We start from the raw sequence: 21,820 nt of genomic DNA, 5'->3' as shown, positions 1-21,820 counted from the left end.
ACGCTAACAGGCGGCACCCCGGAGAGCCGGGGCGCCGCCCTGTCACGTCAACCCAGACGGGTCAGCTTCTTGTCGAAGCCGGGCTCCGCCAGGTCCGTCTGGAGGGAGACGGGCGCGCTGACCTTGCCGGCGCCGCTGCCGATCGACACCTGGCCGACGACGTCGCCCGCCTTGCCGGCGTGCGGTACGGCCTTGCCGCCGTCGGTCAGCTCCAGGTTCACCTTCAGGCCCGGCCAGCCGACGGCCTTGAGCTCCTTGTCCGCGACGACCGGGGTGCGGCCGCCGAGGCCGTCGTCGATGTAGCCGACGACCTGGCCCTTGCGGACCACGGCGGCGGAGGTCACGTCCTTCTGCGCCTGCTGGATCAGCTTGAAGCTGTAGTCGATCGACAGCTGGAGCTTCTCGTGCAGCAGGCGGGCGTCCTTCGCCCCCATGACGATGCCGAGGATCCGGCGCTCCTTGCCGTCGATGACGGTGTTCGCGGCCCAGAGGAGGTTGCCGCCGGCCGGGGTGGACGAGCCGGTCTTGATGCCGGAGACGCCCGGCTCAAGGATGATCTTGTTGTTGTTCTCGATCCGGCCGGGGATGCCGTCGACGGTGAGGTTCGGCATGTTCACGATCTCCCGGAACACGTCGTACTGCATGACCGCCTTCGCCAGCTTCAGCTGGTCCAGCGGGGTCGAGACGGTGGTCGACTCCAGACCGGACGGGTCGGTGTACGTCGACTCCGTCATCCCGAGGTCCTTCGCGGCGGCGTTCATCTTCTCGACGAACGCGGCCTCCGAACCGGCGTCCCAGCGGGCGAGCAGCCGGGCCACGTTGTTCGCGGACGGGATCATGAGGAGCTGGAGCAGCTCCTTCTCGGAGTACTCCTGCCCCTCCTTGACGGCCGCCGTCGACTCGAACTGCGCCCCGGCCTCGTCATCGGCCTTCTTGTCGATGGCGATCTCGGGGCCGGTCTCGTTCCCCTTGATGGGGTGGTCCCGCAGGATCACGTACGCCGTCATCGTCTTGGCCACACTCGCGAGCGGGGCGGGCTTCTGGGCCCCGTACGTCCCGAGCGAGCCGACGCCCTCGACCTCGGCGGCGCCCTGACCCTCGGTGGGCCACGGCATCGTCAGCTCGCCGCCCTCGAAGGTGAAGGTGGGGGCGGCGGAGAGCGTGAGGACGGGGGCGGGGAGCGGTCGTACGAACTGTACGATCGCAAAGATGATCAGGAGCAGGACCACCAGCGGGGTCCAGATCCTCACCCGCCGGAGCGTGGTGCGCAGGGGCGTCGGCGGCGGGGGCGGAGTGTTCGTCAGCTCGGCGAGGAGGTCGAGCGGGGGCAGCGGCGGCATGGGCTGCTGCTTGGTCCGCTCCGCCTCGGTGAGCGACGGCGGGGTTACGGGGGTGGGGGCCGCCGCCTTGGCCGAAGCCGGGGCCGGGGCCGGGGCCGGGGCGGCGGGCTTCGGGGCGTCGGTGCGGAGGGGCACGAACTTGCTCGTGCTCTCGGCGGCGGGCTCCGGGGTCGCCGGGGTCGCCGGGGCGGCCGGCGGGATCTTCAGCGCGGTCGTCGGCTGGTCCACGACAGGCGGCCGCACGGCCTTGAACACGGTGGTGGGCTGATCGACAGCGGGGGCCTCGGGCTTGGCCTCAGGCTTGGCCTCAGGCTCGGGCTTGGCCTCGGCCTCGGGCTCCTCGTCGGCCTTCGCCGCGGCGGGCTTCCGCGCGAACCAGGACTCCCCGGCGCCGGCGTCCGTACCGCTGCCGTCACGGCCGGCCGCCCACGTCGGCACAGCCCGTCCGGGGCGGTCGGTCTCGGCGTCGGACTCGGCCTCAACGTCGGACTCAGCCTCGGCGTCCTCGCCAGACGTCTCCGCGTCGTCCGCGTCAGCCGCCTCAGCGTCCGCAGCCTCCGCCTCATCGGCCTCCGACGGCTCCGACGGCTCCTCGTCGCCGGAGGCGACCCACGCCGCCACCGCCGCCCGCAGGCGGTCGCCCTCCCCGGCGCCCTCCTCGGCGGCCTCCGCGTCCGTCTCCGCGTCCGTCTCGTCCGTCTCCGCCGCGTCCGCCGCGTCCGCCACCGGGGCGTCGTCCTCCGGGGTGCGCGGGGCGACGGTCTTGAAGACGGCCGTCGGCTGGTCGACCTGGACCGGCGAACCCTTCGGCGCCCCCGTCGTCGACGAGGGCGCGGCCGCGGGCTCACGGAGTACGGACAGCCGCGGATCCCGGCCGCCGCCGCCCGGAGTCGTCTCCTTCGAGGACTCCTGCTCCTCCGCCTTGTCGGGGGACTCGCCCGCCACCGTGCCTCCTCCATGCGTCATGCGTACGTCCGAACCGTGTACCAGTGTCCTGTGTGAACCCCTTGGCTCCCGTGCTAGACGAGAACGACATACCTACTGGTTCCCGCACGAACCACCCAGGCACTCTCGACAGATGAATGTGAGAGGGGTCACCCTGTGACTCATCCACGCGGGGAGGCATGGATGGGCAGGAGCCGCAGAACAATTCCGGAGGAGCTTCTGCTGCTCGCTCTGGACCCGGCCACGGGTACCACAGCGCAGCCGCAGTCGCTCGACCTCGGCCTGGCCGGAGCACAGCTAGTGGAGCTGGCTCTGGCAGGACGGATAGCCCCTGACGGGGATCGTATCGCCGTGGTGATGCCACGGCCGACCGGAGATCCGACTCTGGACTCCGCACTGGAGCTGCTGCGCAGACGCGGCAGCCCGGTACGGGCCGTCCACTGGATTGGCGGGCCCCGACTGGGGCTGCGCCAGATCTACCTTGCGCATCTGGAGCGCTGCGGCATGGTGCATGCCGTGGAGGGCCAGATGTGCGGAGTGCTGCCGACGACTCGCTACCAGGCGACGGACACGGCCATCAGCCGGGACATCAGGGCCCGGCTGGACAGTGCGATCCGCACCGGCGTACCGCCGGACCCGCGGACCGCGGCGCTCGCCGCGCTGGCCCACGCGGTCGGTCTCGGCAAGCACCTGTACCCGGGGAACGAAGGACGGTCGTCGCGGTCCCGGCTGCGCGATCTGATCCGGCACGACCCCATGGGCGGACTCGTGGCGCATGCCGTGATGGACGTCCAGAACGGTGTGGCCGCCCAGCCGCGCCGCAGTGCTCCGGGTGGCGTTCCACAGCAGCCGCGTCGCGGCAGCATGGCCCGCGCCGCCGTGCACTGAGCACCGCCGAGCACCACACGCACCACACGCACCACCACACGCACCACCGAGCTCCACCGAGCACCACCGCTGGGCACCACAGAACCCGGTCCGGGAGCCGCGCACGTGTGCGGGGCGGTCGTCACGACCGCCCCGCGCACGTACGTCCGGCCTGCGTTGTCGTCATTTCCCAGCGCACACCACACCTTTGGTGGCAGTCTGCCAAGCAGTAGATACTCACAGCTACGCAGCCGACAGCCGGAGGTGCAGTTTCCGTGGCGTCCAACGTCAACCCCACCGTCAGGCGACGCCGATTGGGCCAGGAGTTGCGCCGGCTCCGGGAGCAGAAGAACATGACGGCCGAGCAGGTCGCCGAGCGCCTTCTGGTCTCCCAGTCCAAGATCAGCCGTCTCGAGAACGGCCGTCGCTCCATCAGTCAGCGCGATGTCCGTGACCTGTGCGGGGTCTACGAGGTCGAGGACGAGCGGGTCGTCGAGTCGCTGATGCAGATGGCCAAGGACTCGCGCCAGCAGGGCTGGTGGCACGCCTTCGGCGACATCCCGTACAGCGTCTACATCGGCCTGGAGACCGACGCGGAGAGCCTGCGGGTGTACGAGCCGCAGATCATCCCCGGCCTGCTGCAGACCCATGGCTACGCGGAGGCCGTGATCAGCGGCGCGCTGCCGGAGTCCAACCCGACCGACATCGATAAACGGGTCACCGTCCGTACCCGGCGCCAGGACCGGATCAAGGACGAGGAGCGACCGCTGCGGCTGTGGGCGGTCATCGACGAGGGCGCGCTGCGCCGGGTCGTCGGCAACAAGCAGCTGATGATCCAGCAGCTGGAGCATCTCGTCGAGCAGTCGCACCTGCCGCATGTCACGGTTCAGGTGCTGCCGTTCGAGATGGGCGCGCATCCGGGTATCAGCGGGCATTACGCGATCCTGGAATTCCCGGACACGTCCGACTCGAGCGTCGTCTACATCGAGGGCGTGACGAGCGATCTGTATCTGGAGAAGGCTCAGGACGTCGCCAAGTACAGCGTCATGTACGAGCATCTGCGGGCTCAGGCGCTGAATGTCGAGCAGACCCGGGAGTTCATTTCGGACATCGCGAAGTCCTACGCATCCGAGTAACCCGAGTAATCCGAATTCTCCGGTTCGGGGGCGAATGCAGCCATTCGGCCGGGCCGCCGACGAAGAAGCCGGTACGGTACACCCCGGACTCGCCCCAGCGGAAGCCCACTTGGAATATGCCATCCGGTCGGGTGAACGCCGCCCCCACGCGGCGGACCCGGCGAGTAGCGTCGATCACGCCAGCATGAACGTTGGCGCGACACACTACTGGCAGAACCGGAGTGAAGAACATGGCGATTATTCAGGGCGCTACGGACACCTGGACGAAGTCCTCGTACTCCGGCGGCAATGGGGCTTGCGTCGAGGTCAAGTCCCCTGTCGTCGCGGCGATCGCGGTCCGGGACTCCAAGGCCCCCGAGGGTCCGTCCATCGCTTTCGGCTCGGCGTCGTGGAACGCCTTCGTCGGCGAAGTGAGCAACGGGGCACTCTGAGTCCGAGTGCACACACATCACCATCACAGCGCAGCACAACGAAAAGAGCCCTCTCGACCGGTCCGCCGTCCTGGCCGAGGGGGCTCGGCTTTTCCCGTCGTCACCTGAGTTCGTCGACGTACCGGTCCGTGCCCGGCAGCGTCGGGACGAACGGCGCCACCAGCTCCACCCGCCCGGACTCCCCCGCCACCGTCTCCAGGTCGGCGAAGTGCTCCGCCCAGCACGCGCGCGGGTCGCGCTCCAGGAACCACAGCAGGGTCAGCCGGGTGTCGACCCCCTCGACCTGCTTCACATAGGTCATCCGGTCCCCGGGCAGCGGGGTCGGCCGGAAGACGGTGACCATCGCCGCCGGAGAGCCGGCGAGGCGCCGCGGCAGTTCGCGCGAGCGCAGCCGTTCGAGCAGCTCCGCCCTCCCCTCCGGCCCGTCCGCGTCGATCACCTGGAGGATCAGGCCCGCGTACGGGTGGTCGAGGGCGTGGAAGTCCCGCGGCCCGGCCGCCCCGTCCCTGTACACGGTCGCCTCGTGGTCCTGGAAGGCGGTGAAGACGTGCGTACGGTCGCGGTAGACGCGGGCGTCGCGGCCCAGCCGCTTGTTGATGGCGACGGTCCACTTCATGTGCTCGTCGTAGCGGCCTTCGGTGACCCAGTACGTGGAGAGGTAGCAGCCGGCCGTGACGGGCTGGGCGACCGCGGACTTCTCCGGCCGGCGCAGTTCCTGGAGCTCGCGGGTGGCGACCCAGCGGCGGCCGGCGTACATCCAGGGCATCGCCATCGCGCCCGCGTAGTAGTGGTCGTCCTCGTACCAGCGGTTGTAGGCGTACTCGTGCCCCGGGTGCGGTTCGACCATCGTGATCAGGGCGTGGCCGGGACGCACCCCGTACGGCCCCACCGCCGCCAGCTCCGCGTACGTCTCGGCGCGGGTGTCGCTCCGAGTCTCCTCGCTCATGTCCGTGCCCCTTCCCTTGTCACCTGGAGCCCCTTACTCTGACGGGCCGTCAGATCAAAGGCCAGAGGCGGGAGGCACCCGGATGCTGCTCCAGGGAAAGACCGTGGTCGTGTCGGGTGTCGGTGCCGGGCTCGGCCGGCGGATCGCCGAGACGGTCGTACGGGACGGGGGCAACGCGGTCCTCGGCGCCCGTACCGAGGCCAACCTCGCCAAGTCCGCGGCCGAGATCGACCCGGAGGGGCGTCGTACCGCGTACCGGGCGACCGACATCACCGACGAGTCGCAGTGCGAGGCCCTCGCCGCGCTCGCCGTCGAGCGTTTCGGCGGGATCGACGCGGTCGTCCATGTCGCCGCCTGGGACAGCTGCTTCGGCGGCCTGGAGGACGCCGACTTCGCCACCTGGCAGGGCGTCCTGGACGTGAACCTGCTCGGCACGCTGCGGATGACCCGGGCCTGCCTGCCGGCGCTCAAGGAACGGGGCGGCTCGGTGGTCCTGATCGGTACGCAGTCGGCGGTGGCCGCGCCCTCGCAGGTCCGGCAGGCGGCGTACGCGGCCTCGAAGGGCGCGCTGACCTCGGCGATGTACTCGATGGCCCGCGAGCTGGGGCCGCACCGGATCCGGGTCAACACCGTGCTGCCGGGCTGGATGTGGGGCCCGCCGGTCCAGGCGTACGTACGGCTCACGGCGCACACCGAGGGGGTGGCGGAGTCCGAGGTGCTCGGGCGGCTCACGGGGCGGATGGCGCTGCCCGAGCTGGCGACGGACGGGGACGTGGCGGAGGCGGCCGCCTTCCTCGCCTCGGACCGGGCGCGGGCCATCACCGGGCAGTCGCTGCTCGTCAACGCGGGCGAGCTGATGAGGTAGCCGCAGACGCGGCGTCCAACCCCGGCCGCACGGCGCACACCCGCGCCGTGCGGCCTTTTTGACCCCATCTGGATTCATGGATATGAACACAGGTCAACAAGGAGAACGATTTTACTCGCTCTTGACTCTCCTCCGCGTTGTCGTGGCCCTCCAACTCACCACACCATGAACGGCGTTCACAAGGCGGACCGGACCCCTGGAGGGGGCTCAATGAACAGTCTCGACTGGACCGTGCTCATCGGCTATTTCGGCGTGATGGTCGCGATCGGCGTCTGGTCCCACAAGCGCGTGGACAACGTCTCCGACTTCTTCACCGCCGGCGGCAAGATGCCCTGGTGGCTCTCCGGCATCTCCCACCACATGTCGGGCTACAGCGCGGTGATGTTCACCGGGTACGCGGGCATCGCGTACACCTACGGCGTCACCTCCTACGTCACCTGGTCCTTCCCCATCGCGATCGGCATCGCCATCGGCGCCCGCCTCTTCGCGCCCCGCCTCAACCGGCTGCGCTCGCGCCTCCATGTGGCCTCCCCGCTGGAGTACCTGAAGAACCGGTACAACCTCCCCACCCAGCAGGCCCTCGCCTGGTCCGGCGTCCTGCTGAAGATCGTCGACGTCGGCGCCAAGTGGGCCGCGATCGCCACCCTCCTCTCCGTCTTCACCGGCATCTCCCTCAACCAGGGCATCCTCATCACCGGCGTGGTCACCGGCATCTACTGCACGGTCGGCGGGCTCTGGGCCGACGCGCTCACCGAACTCGGCCAGTTCGTCATCCAGTTCTTCGCCGGCATCGCGATGCTCGTCGCCGTCCTCGCCGAACTGGGCGGCTTCAGCGCGCTGTGGACGGTCTGGGACCGGCCCGAGCTCCAAGGGCACACGGAGCCGACCGCCGGCCCCTACACGCTGACGTTCCTGCTCGCGTATCTCTTCATCAAGACCTTCGAGTACAACGGCGGCATGTGGAACCAGGCCCAGCGCTACATGGCCACGCCCAGCGCCCGCGAGGCCACCCGCTCCGCGCGGCTCTCGGCGGTGCTGTGGTTCGTCTGGCCGCTGGTGCTGTTCTTCCCCATGTGGGTCGCGCCGCTGCTCGTCGACCCGCAGAAGCCCGACTCCTCCGACGCGTACGCCCTGATGTCCGAACAGCTCCTCCCGCACGGGCTGCTCGGCCTGGTCATCGTCGGCTTCTTCTCGCACACCATGGCCATGTGCTCCTCCGACGCCAACGCCATCGCCGCCGTCTTCACCCGGGACATCGCGCCCGTGATGAGCAAGGCCGCCCGCTCCTGGACGCAGCGGGCCGGACTGCTCGCGGCGCGCTGGTCGACCATCGCGTTCCTCGCGCTGTCGATGGCGATCGCCACCCAGGTCAACTCCCCCACCTTCAAGGACATCATCACCGTCGTCATCAAGTGGGTCGCCGGACTCATGGGACCGATCGCGATCCCGTTCATGCTCGGCCTGCTGCGGACCTTCCGTAAGTCCGGCCCGACGGCGGCGCTCGTCTCGTGGGCGGCGGGGCTCTTCGCCTTCTGGCTGACGAACTACGGACTCGACGGCATCGAGCTGCAGATCCAGATCGTGTCCCCGCTCGCGACCTCCCTCGTCCTGTACGTCCTGATCGGCTTCGTGAAGCCGGAGGACACCCCCGAGCGGGACGCGGTCCTCGACAAGCTCCACTCGGACGGCGGGGCCGCCGCCGTACCCCCGCAGGCCTCGGCCCCGGCCGACCGCGCGGATCAGCCCCTGGGGTAGCGGGCGAGCCAGCCGGGGTGCGACTCCGAGGGGCTGTGCAGGGCGGCGCCCTGGGTCATCTCCATCGCGAAGTCGTCCGCGAGCTGGAGAACCGTGGAGCGGCCCTCCAGTTCGGCCAGCCAGGCCGGCGGGAGGGCCGTCTCGCCGTGCAGGGCGCCGAGCAGCGCGCCGGTGACCGCGCCCGTGGCGGCGGACGGGCCGTCGTGGTTGACCGCGAGGCGCAGACCGTGGCGGATGTCCTCGCCGACGAGGGCGCAGTAGACGGCGGCGGCGAGCTGGTACTCCGCCCGGTCCTCGGCCGCGCCGAGAGCGGTGACCCGGGCCGCGTTCGGCATCCCCTGGCGTACGGCACCCAGGGCCTGCTGGAGCGCGTCGGTGACCGGCTCGTGGCCGGGGCGCGGGGCGAGCTGGCCGAGCGCCCGCTGCACCGAGCCGTCCACGCTCTCACCGCGCGCGAGCCCGTGCACGACGACGGCGAGCGCTCCGGCCGCCAGATACGCGGCCGGGTCGCCGTGGGTCTGCGCCGCGCACTCCACGGCGAGCTGGCACACGAGCTGCGGCTCCCAGCCGACGAGCAGCCCGAAGGGGGCCGAGCGCACGAGGGCTCCGGAGTCGCTCGCGTCGGGGTTCTTGGGCTTGTCGAGCGTGCCGAGGATCTCGTCGCCGAGGCCGGTGAGGCAGGCGCGGGCGGGGTCGCGGCGGGCGTAGAGCCACTCCTCCCGGGCGAGCCAGCCGTTGTCCTTGCGCCGCTCGTCGGGGCCCCAGTCACGCTGGGTGGCCGCCCAGCGCAGATGGGCGCGGTGGACATCGGTGGGCGGGTGCCAGGCGCCTGTGTCGCGGCGGACCTGGGCCCGTATGAGCCCGTCGACCGTGAACAGGGTCATCTGCGTGGCGGCGGTGACGGCCCCGCGTCTGCCGTGCGCGGCGACGGGCTCGGTGAGCCCCTCGGACCCGTGGGCGTCCCTGATCTCCTCCAGCGAGAGCCCGGCGACTCCCGCGCCGAACGCGTCGCCGACGGCCCCGCCGAGGAGACAGCCCCGGACCCGCGCCCGGAAGTCCTGCTGCTCGGCGCGGCCCCACACGGCCGCGGCGGTTGTGGTCACGACGCGCCTCCCCCGGATAGCCCTCCGTACTCGGTCTCGCAGCACTGTAATCGACCGGGTACGAGCGTTCGGGGGCCGGAACGTTATGTGGTCGGACGCCCTTCAGGCCGCTTTTGACCGCCGTTCACCGGAGGTCTCCCCCGTGCGGCGGAGGCGGACCGTTCCCTCGGCGGATGCCCGGGAGGGAGGCGGCCGGCGATGCTCGACGGGACCTGCCGCACACCTCGATCGGAGCATCACCGTGCTGAAGAACTCCCTGCGGGCGGCCGCCGTACTCGCACTGGTCGCCGCCATCGCAGCCCCCGTCGCGGTCGCGGCGCCCGCACCCGCCGAACTGGCGCCGGCGCCGGCGCCGGCGAGAGCATCCCTCCACTCGTCCCTCAAGGGCGAGGCGCGGATGGAGTACCCCGTGCCCGACGAGGAGGTGCGATTCAGCGTCGACGCCCACTCCACCCACGGCCCGGGCTCCACCCCCACCCGCTCGTGGGGCACCTTCCGGCTCTCCCACAGCTACCCGGCGAAGGACGGCGCGCCCGCGAAGGTCCACTGGGGCGAGTTCAAGGTCGACTGCCTGACCACCGGCGGCCCCACCGCGACCGTGACCGGCACCCTCGTCCGCGCCGACCCCGACCACCCCTGGCTGGACGTCCTGGAGCCGAACTTCCGCATGGGCGTGAGCTTCCTCGTGCCCCCGAAGGGGCAGGGACCGGCCCGCATCGGACTCTCCGGAGGCACCTGGAAGGACGAGCCGCTGCTCACGAAGTGCATGGCCCCCGCCGCCGACGCCCGCGTCGTCGACGGCGGCTTCACCCTCCGCGACCGGCGCTAGTCCTCCAGCACCGGCAGCAGCTCGGGGAGGTGGCCGTCGGACGCCCGCGCCGCCCGTACCCGCTCCTCCGGGACCTCCCCGTACAGCGTCGTCCGGGGGCGGGACGGCCTTCCCGCCGCCTCCGCGATGGCGACAAGGTCCTTGACCGAGCGGTACGAGCCGTAACCGGAGCCCGCCATCCGGGAGATGGTCTCCTCCATCAGCGTGCCGCCGAGGTCGTTGGCGCCCGAGCGGAGCATCTCGGCGGCGCCTTCCGCGCCCAGCTTCACCCAGCTGGTCTGGATGTTGGGGATGTGCGGGTGGAGGAGGAGCCGGGCCATCGCGGTGACCGCGCGGTTGTCGCGGACCGTCGGACCCGGGCGGGCGATCCCGGCGAGGTAGACCGGTGCGTTGGTGTGGATGAAGGGCAGCGTCACGAACTCGGTGAAACCACCGGTCTCCTGCTGGATGCGGGCCAGCGTGCGGAAGTGGCCGAGCCAGTGGCGGGGCTGGTCCACATGCCCGTACATCATCGTGGACGAGGAGCGGATGCCCAGCTCGTGCGCGGTGGTGACGACCTCGATCCAGGTGGCGGTGGGCAGCTTGCCCTTGGTGAGGACCCAGCGGACCTCGTCGTCGAGGATCTCGGCAGCCGTGCCGGGGATCGAGTCGAGTCCGGCCTCCTTCGCCGCCGTCAGCCACTCCCGTATCGAAAGCCCGGTCCGCGTCGCGCCGTTGACGACCTCCATCGGGGAGAAGGCGTGCACGTGCATGCCCGGCACGCGCTCCTTCACGGCCCGCGCGATGTCGAAGTAGGCGGTGCCCGGCAGGTCCGGGTGGATGCCGCCCTGCATGCAGACCTCGACCGCGCCGACGTCCCAGGCCTGCTGGGCGCGGTCGGCGACCTGGTCGAGGGAGAGGGTGTACGCGTCGGCGTCGGTGCGGCGCTGGGCGAAGGCGCAGAAGCGGCAGCCGGTGTAGCAGACGTTGGTGAAGTTGATGTTCCGCGTGACGATGTACGTGACGTCGTCGCCGGCCACCGCCTTGCGGACGTCGTCCGCGATACGGGTGAGGGCGTCGAGCGCCGGGCCGTCGGCGTGCAGCAGGGCCAGGGCCTCGTCGTCGGTCAGCTTCGTCGGGTCGTCGGCGGCCACCGCGAGGGCCTGGCGCACGTCCGTGTCGAGGCGCTGCGGGACCATCCCGGGGGCCGCGGCCTCGCGCAGCGCGCCCCAGTCGCCGTACACCTCGTCGAAGTCGTCGCGGCGGTCGTGCGTGCGGCCGGTGGTGTCGATGGTGCGGTGCAGATCCGTGCGGCCGGAGGCCGTGAAGGCCTCGTCGGGCTCCTGCCAGGGCAGTCCGCGCACGGGCGCGTCGGGGTCAGCGAGCCCGGTCTCGGGGTCGGCGAGGGCGCGCACGTGCGGGAGGAGGCGCGGGTCGAGCCAGGGCTCGCCGCGGCTCACGAACTCCGGGTAGACGCAGAGCCGTTCGCGCAGCTCGAAACCGGCGGCGCGGGACTTCTCGGCGAGGGCGTCGATCTGCGGCCAGGGCCGCTCCGGGTTCACATGGTCGATGGTGAGCGGGGAGACCCCGCCCCAGTCGTCGATCCCGGCGCCGATCAGCCGCCCGTACTCCTCGTCCACGAGGTTCGGCGGGGCCTGCAGACAGGCGCTCGGGCCCATGATGTGCCGGGCGACGGCGATCGTGGCGACCAGGTCGTCCAGCTCGGCGTCCGGCATCCCGCGCATCGCCGTGTCCGGCTTGGCGCGGAAGTTCTGGATGATCAGCTCCTGGATGGAGTGGTAGGCGCGGGAGACGCGGCGCAGCGCGAAGAGGGACTCGGCGCGCTCCTCGTACGTCTCGCCGATCCCGATGAGGAGGCCGGAGGTGAAGGGGACGGAGGAGCGGCCGGCGTCCTCCAGGACCCGCAGCCGCACGGCCGGTTCCTTGTCCGGGGAGCCGTGGTGGGGCTGTCCGGGCTCCTCCCACAGCCGCTGCGAGGTCGTCTCCAGCATCATGCCCATCGAGGGCGCGACCGGCTTGAGCCGCTGGAAGTCGGTCCAGGACAGCACCCCGGGGTTGAGGTGCGGGAGCAGTCCGGTCTCCTCCAGGATCCGGATCGCCATGGCCCGTACGTACGCGAGGGTGTCGTCGTACCCGTGCGCGTCGAGCCACTCGCGGGCCTCGGGCCAGCGGTCCTCGGGCTTGTCGCCGAGGGTGATCAGGGCTTCCTTGCAGCCCAGTTCGGCGCCCTTGCGCGCGATGTCGAGGACCTCGTCGGGGGACATGAACATGCCGTGGCCGGCGCGGCGCAGCTTGCCGGGGACGGTGACGAAGGTGCAGTAGTGGCACTTGTCGCGGCACAGTCGGGTGAGCGGGATGAACACGCTCTTCGAGTACGTGATGACCCCGGGCCGCCCGGAGGCCAGCAGGCCCGCGTCACGCACGCGCGCGGCGGACGCGGCGAGGTCCTCCAGGTCCGCGCCCCGCGCCTGGAAGAGCACGGCCGCCTCACCGACGTCGAGCGCGACGCCGTCCCTGGCCCGCTTGAGTGCGCGGCGCATGGCGTTCTCGGTGGGCCGTCCGGTGGGGAGTACGGCAGGGCGTTCCGCCTGGTGATCCGCCTGGTGATCCGTCATGGACCGAGCATACGAGCGGGCGGGGACAGGGGGGAGCGCGGCCGCGAAGGAGGACCGGTCAGTCCGTGTCCTTGGGGTGCCGTGGGGCGGCGTACACCAAGTGGACCGTCCTCCGGGCCTCGTCGACGAGGTAACGCACGCGGCCGCCGGCGGTGACCTCGTACTCCCACTGCGGATACTCCCGCCCGCCCAGGCTGCCCGTGGCGAGCCGGCCGCGCAGCCGGTGCCGGCGGTCCGGATCACTCCGCGCCGATCGGAGGCGGGGCGACGTCGTCGCCGCGCTTCGGGCTCACGGGGCGGGGACCTCTCCGTGGGGTCATAGATACCGCGCGTACTCGTCGAGCACCCCCAGCACCTCCGCCTCCCCGCCCGGCGGAAGCTGGAGCACGACCTCCTCGCAGCCGAGCTCCTCGTAGTGCGCCAGCTTCCCGGGGTTCGGAAGGACCGCGTACGGGACGACCTGGAGGGCCTCCGGGTCGCGGCCCGCCTTGTCCCAGGCCTCGCGGAGCACCGGGACCGTCTTCGTCAGGCCCCGGCCGCCGATCGGCATCCAGCCGTCCGCGTACTCGGCGATCTGCGCGAAGAGCTTCGGCCCCGCCGCCCCGCCGATCAGGGTCCTGGGCGCGCCGCCCGCCGGCTTGGGGTACGCGTAGGAGGCCCGTACCGAGACCCCGAACTCGCCCTCGTACGCCGTCGGTTCCGCCGCCCACAGCGCCCGCATCAGCGCCATCCGCTCCCGGCCGAGCTCACGCCGCGTCGCCCACTCCACACCGTGGTCGGCGGCCTCCTCCTTGTTCCAGCCGAAGCCGACGCCGAGGGTGAAGCGGCCGCCCGAGAGATGGTCGAGGGTGGCGATCTGCTTCGCCAGGTCGATCGGATCGTGCTGCGTGACCAGCGTGATGCCGGTGCCGAGCCCGAGCCGCTCGGTGACGGCGGCCGCCTGGCCGAGGGCGACGAAGGGGTCGAGGGTACGGCCGTACTCCGGGGGCAGTACGGCGCCCGCCGCCGGGTACGGAGTCGTCCGCTCGACCGGGATGTGGGTGTGCTCGGGCAGATAGAGCCCGGCGAAGCCCCGCTGTTCGAGCTCGCGCGCGAGCCGCACGGGAGTGATGGTCTCGTCGGTCAGGAAGATCGTGGTCGAGATCCGCATAGGGGCAAGGTAGGCCGCGCGGCGGGGATTTCCGAGAGATGCGACGAGGATGTGTCTTGCGTTGCACGGGCGTTCACGGCTTCGTAGAAGCGTGACCGCCATGAGCGAACCGACCAGACGAACGCTCCTCACGACGGGCGCCGCCTCCGCCCTTACCTTGGGAACCGTGAGCTTCGCGCACGCGGAACCGGGCGGCGGCGACCGCACGGAGACGGTCGGCGGCACGCTGCCGCCCGGCTCCCCCGACTTCGTGTACCTCCCGGTCGAGATCCCGCGCGGGGTGCGCGAGATCCATGTCTCGTACGCGTACGAGAGGCCGGCCGTCCCCGCCGGGACGCAGGGCAACGCCCTGGACATCGGCCTCTTCGACCAGCGCGGCACCGCACTCGGCGGCAAGGGCTTCCGGGGCTGGTCGGGCGGCGCCCGCAATGAGTTCTTCGTCCGGTCGGACGCGGCGACCCCGGGGTACATCGCCGGTCCCGTACGCCCCGGCACCTGGTTCGTCGTCCTCGCGCCGTACACGGTGGCGCCGCAGGGGCTCACGTACACGGTGACGATCACCCTCCGCTTCGGCGCCTCGCCGCCCACGCCCCGGCCGGTGTACCCGCCGGAGCGGGCCAGGGGCCGGGGCATGGCCTGGTACCGCGGCGACTGCCATCTCCACACCGTGTACTCGGACGGGCGCCGCACCCCCGCCGAGGTCGCCGCGCTCGCGCGCGCCGCCGGGCTCGACTTCCTGGCCACCACCGAGCACAACACCCATGGCGGGCACGGGGCGTGGGCGGAGCTCGCCGGGGACGACCTGCTGGTCCTGCTCGGCGAGGAGATCACCACCCGCAACGGGCACGTCCTGGCGCTGGGGACCGACGCGGGCACGTTCGTGGACTGGCGCTACCGGGCGCGCGAGAACCGCTTCGGGCACTTCGCGCGCGAGATCCGCCGGGCGGGCGGCCTGGTCGTCCCGGCGCACCCGCACGCCACCTGCATCGGCTGCAACTGGAAGTTCGGCTTCGGCGAGGCGGACGCGGTCGAGGTGTGGAACGGTCCGTTCACCCCGGACGACGAGGTGTCCCTCGCCGGCTGGGACGCGGCGCTCGCCCAGGGCCGCTGGACCCCGGCGATGGGCAGCAGCGACGCCCACCGGGACCCGGACCGCGTCGGCGGCCCGCAGACGGTGGTCCTGGCGGACGACCTGAGCCGGGAGGCGATCCTGGCGGGCCTGCGCGCGGGCCGCTCGTACGTGGCCGAGTCGGCGTCGGTGTCCCTGGACTTCGCGGTGACGGACGGTTGGGGCGGCTCGGCGGGCATCGGCGAGCGGCTGCGGGTGGCGGCGGCGGACGAGCCGGTGACGGTACGGCTGACGGTGACCGGCGCCCCGGAGGGCGGCACGGTCCGTCTCGTCACGGACCAGGGCGTCCTGCACACGGCGCAGGCGCAGACGCAGACGCAGACGCAGGCGCGGGGCACGGTCCAGGTGGAGTGGGTGACGACGGCGGCGTACGCCACCTACGTACGTGCGGAGGTCCGCCACGCGGCGACGCTGCCACCCCTGCCGGGCGCGCTCGCGGCCTTCACGAACCCGGTGTTCCTGGACGTCAGCCCTGGTACTCGCTGAGGTCGATGGCGTGCACGCGCAGCGGGACGCCGAAGACGGGGTGGTCGATCTCGCGCTCGGGTTCCATGCCGAGCTTGCTCATGACGTTCTCGGAGGCCGTGTTGGAGATGTGCGCGATGGCGATCACCCGGTCGAGGCCCCGGTCCTGCAGCGCGAACTCCAGGACGGCGTGGGCGGCCTCGGAGGCGTATCCCTGCCCCCAGAACTGCCGCCCGAGCCGCCACCCGATCTCCACGGCGGGCAGCACCTCGGGCAGGAACTCGGGCACGGAGAGCCCGGCGAACCCGATCAGCTCCCCCGACCCGAGCAGCTCGACGGCGAAGAGCCCGAACCCCTCCTCGTCCCACTCCTCCTCCCACCGCTCGATGTCCTCGGCGGTCTGCTCCAGATCCCGTACGGACCCGTCGCCGATCCAGCGCATCACCTCGGGATCGGCGTTGATCTCGGCCATCGGGACGAGGTCGTCGTCGGTCCAGCGGCGGAGGAGGAGGCGGGGCGTGAGGATCTCGGTCATGGGTCCATCGTCCCGCACCGAGGGCGCGGGAAAATCCGCCGGTGCTCACGGGGTGCGGCTGCTTGGATGACGGCATGCTGAACCGCCTTGAGACGTATGACGACGCCGTCCCCCGATCCGCCGCCCGCGCCGAGGAGTTGGGGCCGCTGACCCTGTTCGTACGGGAGGGGGACGGGTGGCCGTACTACGCGAGGCCCGCGCTCGGGTACGCCGGTGAGGTCTCGGTCGACGAGGTGGACCGGGTGCGGGCGCGGCAGCGGGAGCTGGGGGTGCCCGAGGCCTTCGAGTGGGTGGCGGAGACGACGCCGGGGCTGCGGGCGGCCGTCGAGAAGAGCGGGCTCGTGGTGCACGAGCACCCGCTGATGGTTCTCGAGGGCGAGGGCGAGGGCGAGGGCGAGGGCAAGGCGGTCGCGGTGCCCGAGGGCGTCACCGTACGGATCGTGGGCGCCGACGACCCGGCCCTCGAGAGCGCCGCCGCCGCCCCGTACGCGGCCTTCGGTGCCACCCCCTCCGCCACGGCGGCCGCGGACCTCGCGGCCAGGATCGAGGCCGGTCTCACGCGCCTGGCGGCCGCCCTGGACGCGAGCGGCACGGCGCTGTGCGCCGGGCAGCACCAGCCGGTCGGCGCCGTCTCCGAGGTCGTCGGCGTCGGCACCCTGCCGGCCGCCCGCCGCCGCGGCCTGGGCCTCGCGGTCACCGCCGCCCTGGTCGCGGACGCCCGGGCCCAGGGTGTGGAGACGGTCTTCCTGACGGCCACGGACGAGACGGTGGCCCGCCTCTACGGGCGGCTCGGCTTCCGCACGATCGGCACCGCGCTGATCGCCGAACCTGCCGCCTGACGGTCGTACCGCGAAGGGTCTCGCGAAAGATCCCGCGCAAGATCCCGCGCAAGATCCCGCGAAAAACTTCTCCGGACGTGTCACATCCGCGTCGCGCGCTCCGTCATTGCGGTGAAGGCAACAGCAACGGCACCACGGACCGCCGAAGGAGCGACCACCATGCAGCACGAACTCAAGGCCCGGATGACGAACCCCGCCTACATCCTCCCCGAGGCCGGACCGGCCACCCAGAACCTGGTCAAGGCCACCCGTCAGGGCGGCGTCCCGGAGTCCACCCTGGAGCTCGTGCACCTGCGGGCCAGCCAGATCAACAGCTGCGGCTTCTGCGTCGACTACGGCGTCAAGAGCGCGAGGAAGGCCGGCGTGAGCGACGAGAAGCTGTTCGCCGTCTCCGCCTGGCGCGAGGCGCCGTACTTCTCCGCGGAGGAGCGGGCGGCGCTCGCGCTGGCCGAGCACGCGACGCGGCTCGCCGACACCTCGGACGCCGTGCCGGACGAGGTGTGGGACGCGGCCGCCGACCACTACGACGAGAAGCAGCTCGCCGCGATCGTGCTGATGGTCGGGCTCACCAACCTGTTCAACCGGCTCAACGTCACGGTGAGGCAGCCGGCCGGCGTGGGCCTGTAGGCGGACCGTCGGCGCTACGTGGTGGCGGGTACCGCGACCTCGGGCGCGAGGACCGTCACCGGCAGTCCCACGTACGCGGTGATGCCGTTGCCGTCCGTCGGGCGCAGCTCCACGTGCGCGCCCAGGCGGGCGGCGAGCCGGCCGACGACGTAGTGGCCGAGGTAGCGGGTGGGCGCGACGAGGAAGCTCTCGTCGCCGGACAGCCGGGCGTTGGCGCGGGCCAGGTCGTCCGCGCCCATGCCGACACCCCGGTCGACCACGGCCAGGCAGTACTCGTCGAGGTCCCGCCAGCCGTACACCTCGACCGGCAGCTGGACGGCCGAGTACACCAGCGCGTTCTCGATCAGTTCGGCGAGAAGGTGCGACAGGTCGGCGACGGCGTCGCCTCGGATGCGGCAGGGTTCGATGTCGGCCGTCGCGACCCTCTGGTAGTGCTCGACCTCCGCGACCGCCGACTGCACCACCTCCCGGGCGGTGACCGTGCCCGGCCAGGCCCGCGGCGGGTCCTGTTCCCCGGCGAGGACGAGCAGCGACTCGGCGTTGCGCCGCATCCGGGTGGCGAGGTGGTCGAGTTCGAAGAGTTCGCCGAGGGCCTCCGGGTCGATCTCCTGGCTCTCCAGCGTGGTGATGAGACCGAGCTGCCGGCGCAGCAGGCTCTGGTTGCGGCGGCCGAGGTTGGCCAGTGACTCGGAGGTGTTGCGGCGCAGGGCGGCCTGTTCGGCGGCGAGGCCGACGGCCGTCCGCTCCACGTTGCGCAGCGCGGCGGCGAGCTGGGTGATCTCCTGTGCGCCGCCGGGCACGGGCGCGTCCGTGCGGTACGGGGGTGAGGTGGTCGCCTCCGTTCCCCCCTCCGCCTCCTGGATGCGCCGCACCGCCTCCTGGAGCCGCACACCCGCCACCTCGTCGGCCTCCTCGGCGAGCGCGCCGAGCGGGCGGGTGATGGAACGCGCGGAGAGTACGGCGAGGGCGGCGGCGACCGCCACGATGAGGAAGCCGAGGGCGACGAACCCGGCGAGCTGTCCGGCGGCCGCAGAGCTGAGTTCCCCGGCCCGGACCCGCGCGTCCGCTCCGACGCCGCGTTGCACGCCGTAGAGGTCGTCCACGAGGACGGTCATCGAGCGCCACCACAGGTCGGGGTCGACGGTGACGCGGGAGCCGTCGGCCGCCGCGGTGGCCCGTTTCTCCAGCTCGGTGACGCGCCGGGCGTCGGCGGTGGCGAAGGCCTTGTCGAGGGCCGCGCGCTGGTCCGGGGTCGCGGACGTGGCGTACTGGCGCAGGGCGGCCACCCGGGCGGCCCGTACGTCGGCGAAGGCCTGGTACTCGTCGTCCCGGAAGCGCCCGGCGGCGAAGACCCCGTTGAGGGAGCCGCGCTCCAGGGCCACGGACTCGGTGGCGTCGCCGAGCGCCCGCAGGGCGCCCATGGCGTCGTCGAGCTCCCGGTCGCCGGCCGCGACCGGGCCCTGCGTGGGATGGCCGGCGGTGAGGGTGGCGATGGCGTCGGTGTAGAAGGCGAAGGTCTCGGTGCGCGAGCCGTCGGCGTCGACCGTCGAGCGCACGGCCGTCAGCCGCCCCAGGGGGTCGGCGCCCGGCAGGTCGCCGAGCGCGGCGCGGGCGGTGTCCGAGCGGGCCCGCTGGGCGTCCAGGTCGTCGCGGTACTGCCGGGCGCCGCCGAGGAGCCCGTTGCTGAGCCCGCGCTCGCGCTGGAGTTCGTGGACGAGGGCCTGGACGGCGAGGACGCGGTCGACCCGGTCGCGGGTCTCGCGGGCGGCGGCCCAGTCGGCCGCGCGGTCGGCGACGGCGAGTCCGGTGAGGACGAGAAGGAGGCAGGTCGGTACGGCCAGGACGACGGTGACCCGTCCGCGGATGGTGCTCCAGCCGGGGGTCAGGCGGGCGAGGCGTCCAACGACTTTCGCTGTGGGAGTCACTCCCACGACGCTAGGCAGCCGTCCGGTGCCCGCCGTTTCCCCGCCGTAAGGGGACAGTTGCGCTCCGCTCACCCCGGCCGAATCGAACGGGATGTGGCGCGGGTCACCCGCCCGTAACGCACGCGCCCGCGACGGCCGCGGAGCGGCCCCTCGTAACCCGCTGCGCCGCGGTCGCGTTGGAGCGGGCATGAAGAAGATCCTCACCGCAGCCCTGACCGGTCTCGCCGTGGCCGGGAGCCTCGGTACGGCCGGTACCGCCGCCGCCGAAAGCGACCTTCCCTCGGTCGTACCGCTGAGCGGCGTGCTGGCGCCCAAGGCGAAGCCGGCCGCCGCGGCCGACATGCCACCCGCCAACGCGGCCGTCGAGAAGCTGCTGCCGGGGCCGCTGCGGCCCTGAGGGCCTGAGGCCCTGAGGCCCGGAGACCGGGCACCCGGAGAACGCCGAAGTGGCGGGACCGTGAGGGTCCCGCCACTTCGTGCTGTGACTCAGGGGTTCGCGCGGGGGACGGTCAGTCCGCCACGACCAGCGACGGCGTCTCCTTCGTCAGCACCTCGCCCCGGAAGAACGCGGGGCTCCTGCGCTGCATCACCAGCATGATCACCACGCCGAGCAGCAGCAGCCCGACGCCGATCACGAAGACCGAGCCCATCCCGAGGACCGAGGAGCCGGAGCCGTACGCCGGGTCCCACATGTCGTAGAGCGTCTTGCCGAAGACGGCGGTGAGCATGAGGCCGCCGACGCCCGGGAGGATGCCCTTGACCATCAGGTTGCCGAAGGACGAGGTCAGGTCCTTGCGGAAGAACCAGACGCAGGCGAAGGCCGTGATCGAGTAGTAGAAGCAGATCATCAGGCCGAGGGCGTAGATCGTGTCGACCAGGACGTTCTCGCTGACCAGGCTCATCACCGCGTAGAACACTCCGGTGGCGATGCCCGCCCACACGGTGGCGCGGCCCGGCGTCTTGAAGCGCGGATTCATCCGGGCGAAGGCCGGGGGCAGCGCCTCGTACGCGCTCATGGCGAGGGCGGTGCGGGCGACCGGGATGAACGTGGTCTGGAGGCTGGCCGCGGCGGAGGCGAGGACGGCGACGAAGAGCAGGATGCCGAGGCCGGAGCCCATGATCGGGCCGGCGAGGACGGCGAAGACGTTGTCGGAGGTCTCCGGGTTGCCGAGGCCGGTGCCCTCCTCGCCGATGCCCGCGTACATCTGTACGGCGATGGCGACCAGCAGGTAGGAGGCGACGATGACGACCATGGCGAGGAAGGCGGAGCGGCCGGGGGTGCGGGCGCTGCCGGTGCTCTCCTCGTTGATGGACAGGCAGGCGTCCCAGCCCCAGTAGATGAAGATCGACAGGGAGAGGCCGGCGGTGAAGGCCGAGAAGGACTCGATGCCGAAGGGGTTCAGCCAGCTGAGGGAGAAGTCGATCGATCCGGCGACCTGGTCGGCCTTGCTGATCGCCATGAAGGCGAAGATCGCGATGACCGTGAGCTGCAGGCCGACGAGGGCGTACTGGACCCACTTGGTGGCGGTGATGCCGCGGTAGCTGATCGCCGTGGCGATGCCGATGAAGACCAGCGTGGTGAGGATGTGGACGGCCTTGTTGTCGTCCAGTGCGGCGACGTCCGCGCTACCGGTCACCTCGCCCGCCGTGAGCCAGAAGAAGGAGGTGGCGACACCGGCGAGGTTGGACAGGACGACGATCGTGGCGACCAGCAGGCCCCAGCCGCACATCCAGCCGATCCTGGGTCCGAAGGCCTTCACCGACCAGGTGAAGGAGGTGCCGCAGTCGGGGAGGGCCTTGTTGAGTTCCCGGTATGCGAATGCGACCAGCAGCATGGGCAGGAAGCCGGCCAGGAAGACGGCGGGCATCTGGAGTCCGACCTCGCCGACCGTGGGGCCGAGCGTGGAGGTCAGACAGTAGACCGGGGCCACCGTGGAGATGCCGATGACGGCACCGCCCATCAGCCCGACGGAGTTGCCGCCGAGGCCCTTCGTACGTACGCCGTTCGTGTCGCCCGGGGCGGTGACGCCCCTTACCGTGTCTCCGGCCTGGGGCCGTGCATCCACCTGAGTCATGAAGAGGACGTTAGGTGCTGCGGTTTCCACATCCGGAGGACAGAACTCCGCAACGTCGACCGATCTTCACCTTGCATTAAGAGGGCGATAAGACGCTCTCGGCATTGATTGAAAGATCGACGAGCGGTCGGGGCCGACCGATTGGTTGGCCCACTCGCACGCGTCCGATATACGGGAACCGCAGCAGTGTCCCGAATGTCCGTTTTCAAAATTTCCCGAGGTTTTTTGGGAACCCCCGCGGAA

18 protein-coding genes are annotated in these 21,820 nt (G+C 71.6%); 10 read left to right on the top strand and 8 right to left on the bottom strand.

Annotated features, from left to right (window positions below):
* Positions 1–47 precede the first annotated feature (47 nt).
* The gene (locus tag FDM97_RS03385; protein WP_137988785.1) at positions 48–2,306 is read right to left on the bottom strand and encodes a D-alanyl-D-alanine carboxypeptidase family protein; all 2,259 of its coding nucleotides are present in this window, start codon (positions 2,304–2,306) and stop codon (positions 48–50) included.
* Positions 2,307–2,468: 162 nt separating this feature from the next.
* Between FDM97_RS03385 and FDM97_RS03380 the strand changes: the two genes are divergently transcribed.
* From FDM97_RS03380 to FDM97_RS03370, 3 genes are all read left to right on the top strand, one after another.
* Complete coding sequence (locus FDM97_RS03380; RefSeq protein WP_137988784.1) at positions 2,469–3,173, top strand: GOLPH3/VPS74 family protein; 705 nt, start codon at positions 2,469–2,471, stop codon at positions 3,171–3,173.
* A 254-nt stretch (positions 3,174–3,427) separates the two neighbouring features.
* Positions 3,428–4,288, top strand: a complete 861-nt coding sequence (locus FDM97_RS03375) for a helix-turn-helix domain-containing protein (RefSeq protein ID WP_137988783.1) — start codon at positions 3,428–3,430, stop codon at positions 4,286–4,288.
* Between the two features lie 230 nt (positions 4,289–4,518).
* Positions 4,519–4,719 carry a DUF397 domain-containing protein gene (locus FDM97_RS03370; RefSeq protein WP_137988782.1) on the top strand — a complete coding sequence of 67 codons (201 nt, stop codon included), beginning with the start codon at positions 4,519–4,521 and terminating at the stop codon, positions 4,717–4,719.
* A 100-nt stretch (positions 4,720–4,819) separates the two neighbouring features.
* Here FDM97_RS03370 and FDM97_RS03365 read toward each other — a convergent pair whose 3' ends face one another.
* Positions 4,820–5,665, bottom strand: coding sequence for a hypothetical protein (locus tag FDM97_RS03365; protein ID WP_137988781.1), 846 nt, complete (start codon positions 5,663–5,665; stop codon positions 4,820–4,822).
* An 82-nt stretch (positions 5,666–5,747) separates the two neighbouring features.
* Between FDM97_RS03365 and FDM97_RS03360 the strand changes: the two genes are divergently transcribed.
* Both FDM97_RS03360 and FDM97_RS03355 read left to right on the top strand, forming a co-directional pair.
* A complete protein-coding gene (locus tag FDM97_RS03360; protein ID WP_137988780.1) occupies positions 5,748–6,530 on the top strand; it encodes an SDR family oxidoreductase in 783 nt (260 codons plus the stop codon).
* A gap of 210 nt (positions 6,531–6,740) precedes the next feature.
* The gene (locus FDM97_RS03355) at positions 6,741–8,285 is read left to right on the top strand and encodes a sodium:solute symporter family protein (protein ID WP_137988779.1); all 1,545 of its coding nucleotides are present in this window, start codon (positions 6,741–6,743) and stop codon (positions 8,283–8,285) included.
* On the opposite strand, the gene FDM97_RS03350 is transcribed toward FDM97_RS03355, so the two are convergent.
* On the bottom strand, positions 8,270–9,388 hold the full coding sequence (locus tag FDM97_RS03350) for an ADP-ribosylglycohydrolase family protein (protein ID WP_137988778.1): 1,119 nt from the start codon (positions 9,386–9,388) through the stop codon (positions 8,270–8,272). The genes FDM97_RS03355 and FDM97_RS03350 overlap by 16 nt on opposite strands.
* 241 nt (positions 9,389–9,629) lie before the next feature.
* Between FDM97_RS03350 and FDM97_RS03345 the strand changes: the two genes are divergently transcribed.
* Positions 9,630–10,217, top strand: a complete 588-nt coding sequence (locus FDM97_RS03345) for a hypothetical protein (RefSeq protein WP_137988777.1) — start codon at positions 9,630–9,632, stop codon at positions 10,215–10,217.
* Here FDM97_RS03345 and FDM97_RS03340 read toward each other — a convergent pair.
* Complete coding sequence (locus FDM97_RS03340) at positions 10,214–12,832, bottom strand: bifunctional FO biosynthesis protein CofGH (RefSeq protein ID WP_137988776.1); 2,619 nt, start codon at positions 12,830–12,832, stop codon at positions 10,214–10,216. The two genes, FDM97_RS03345 and FDM97_RS03340, sit on opposite strands and share 4 nt — an antisense overlap.
* Before the next feature lie 316 nt (positions 12,833–13,148).
* Positions 13,149–13,982 carry an LLM class F420-dependent oxidoreductase gene (locus tag FDM97_RS03330; RefSeq protein ID WP_137988775.1) on the bottom strand — a complete coding sequence of 278 codons (834 nt, stop codon included), beginning with the start codon at positions 13,980–13,982 and terminating at the stop codon, positions 13,149–13,151.
* 100 nt (positions 13,983–14,082) lie between these two features.
* Here FDM97_RS03330 and FDM97_RS03325 point away from each other — a divergent pair, with 100 nt between their 5' ends.
* The gene (locus FDM97_RS03325) at positions 14,083–15,597 is read left to right on the top strand and encodes a CehA/McbA family metallohydrolase (protein ID WP_137988774.1); all 1,515 of its coding nucleotides are present in this window, start codon (positions 14,083–14,085) and stop codon (positions 15,595–15,597) included.
* Here the strand turns inward: FDM97_RS03325 and FDM97_RS03320 are convergent.
* Positions 15,578–16,111 carry a GNAT family N-acetyltransferase gene (locus FDM97_RS03320; protein WP_137988773.1) on the bottom strand — a complete coding sequence of 178 codons (534 nt, stop codon included), beginning with the start codon at positions 16,109–16,111 and terminating at the stop codon, positions 15,578–15,580. The genes FDM97_RS03325 and FDM97_RS03320 overlap by 20 nt on opposite strands.
* A 74-nt stretch (positions 16,112–16,185) precedes the next feature.
* Between FDM97_RS03320 and FDM97_RS03315 the strand changes: the two genes are divergently transcribed.
* Together FDM97_RS03315 and FDM97_RS03310 are read left to right on the top strand one after the other, a co-directional pair.
* Entirely contained in the window at positions 16,186–16,950 is a 765-nt protein-coding gene (locus FDM97_RS03315) for a GNAT family N-acetyltransferase (RefSeq protein WP_137988772.1), read from the top strand.
* Between the two features lie 159 nt (positions 16,951–17,109).
* Complete coding sequence (locus tag FDM97_RS03310) at positions 17,110–17,577, top strand: carboxymuconolactone decarboxylase family protein (protein WP_137988771.1); 468 nt, start codon at positions 17,110–17,112, stop codon at positions 17,575–17,577.
* A gap of 14 nt (positions 17,578–17,591) precedes the next feature.
* On the opposite strand, the gene FDM97_RS03305 is transcribed toward FDM97_RS03310, so the two are convergent.
* The gene (locus tag FDM97_RS03305) at positions 17,592–19,502 is read right to left on the bottom strand and encodes a sensor histidine kinase (RefSeq protein WP_175439020.1); all 1,911 of its coding nucleotides are present in this window, start codon (positions 19,500–19,502) and stop codon (positions 17,592–17,594) included.
* Between the two features lie 187 nt (positions 19,503–19,689).
* Here FDM97_RS03305 and FDM97_RS35670 point away from each other — a divergent pair, with 187 nt between their 5' ends.
* The gene (locus FDM97_RS35670) at positions 19,690–19,899 is read left to right on the top strand and encodes a hypothetical protein (RefSeq protein ID WP_175439019.1); all 210 of its coding nucleotides are present in this window, start codon (positions 19,690–19,692) and stop codon (positions 19,897–19,899) included.
* A gap of 112 nt (positions 19,900–20,011) precedes the next feature.
* On the opposite strand, the gene FDM97_RS03300 is transcribed toward FDM97_RS35670, so the two are convergent.
* Positions 20,012–21,577: an APC family permease gene (locus FDM97_RS03300; protein ID WP_137988769.1), complete on the bottom strand. Its 1,566-nt coding sequence runs from the start codon at positions 21,575–21,577 to the stop codon at positions 20,012–20,014.
* Positions 21,578–21,820 lie beyond the last annotated feature (243 nt).

The sequence above is a fragment of the Streptomyces vilmorinianum genome (assembly GCF_005517195.1).
In the GTDB taxonomy this organism is placed as follows: domain Bacteria; phylum Actinomycetota; class Actinomycetes; order Streptomycetales; family Streptomycetaceae; genus Streptomyces; species Streptomyces vilmorinianum.
Note: the sequence above shows the minus strand (reverse complement) of the source record. Positions and strands in the feature narration are given on the sequence as shown.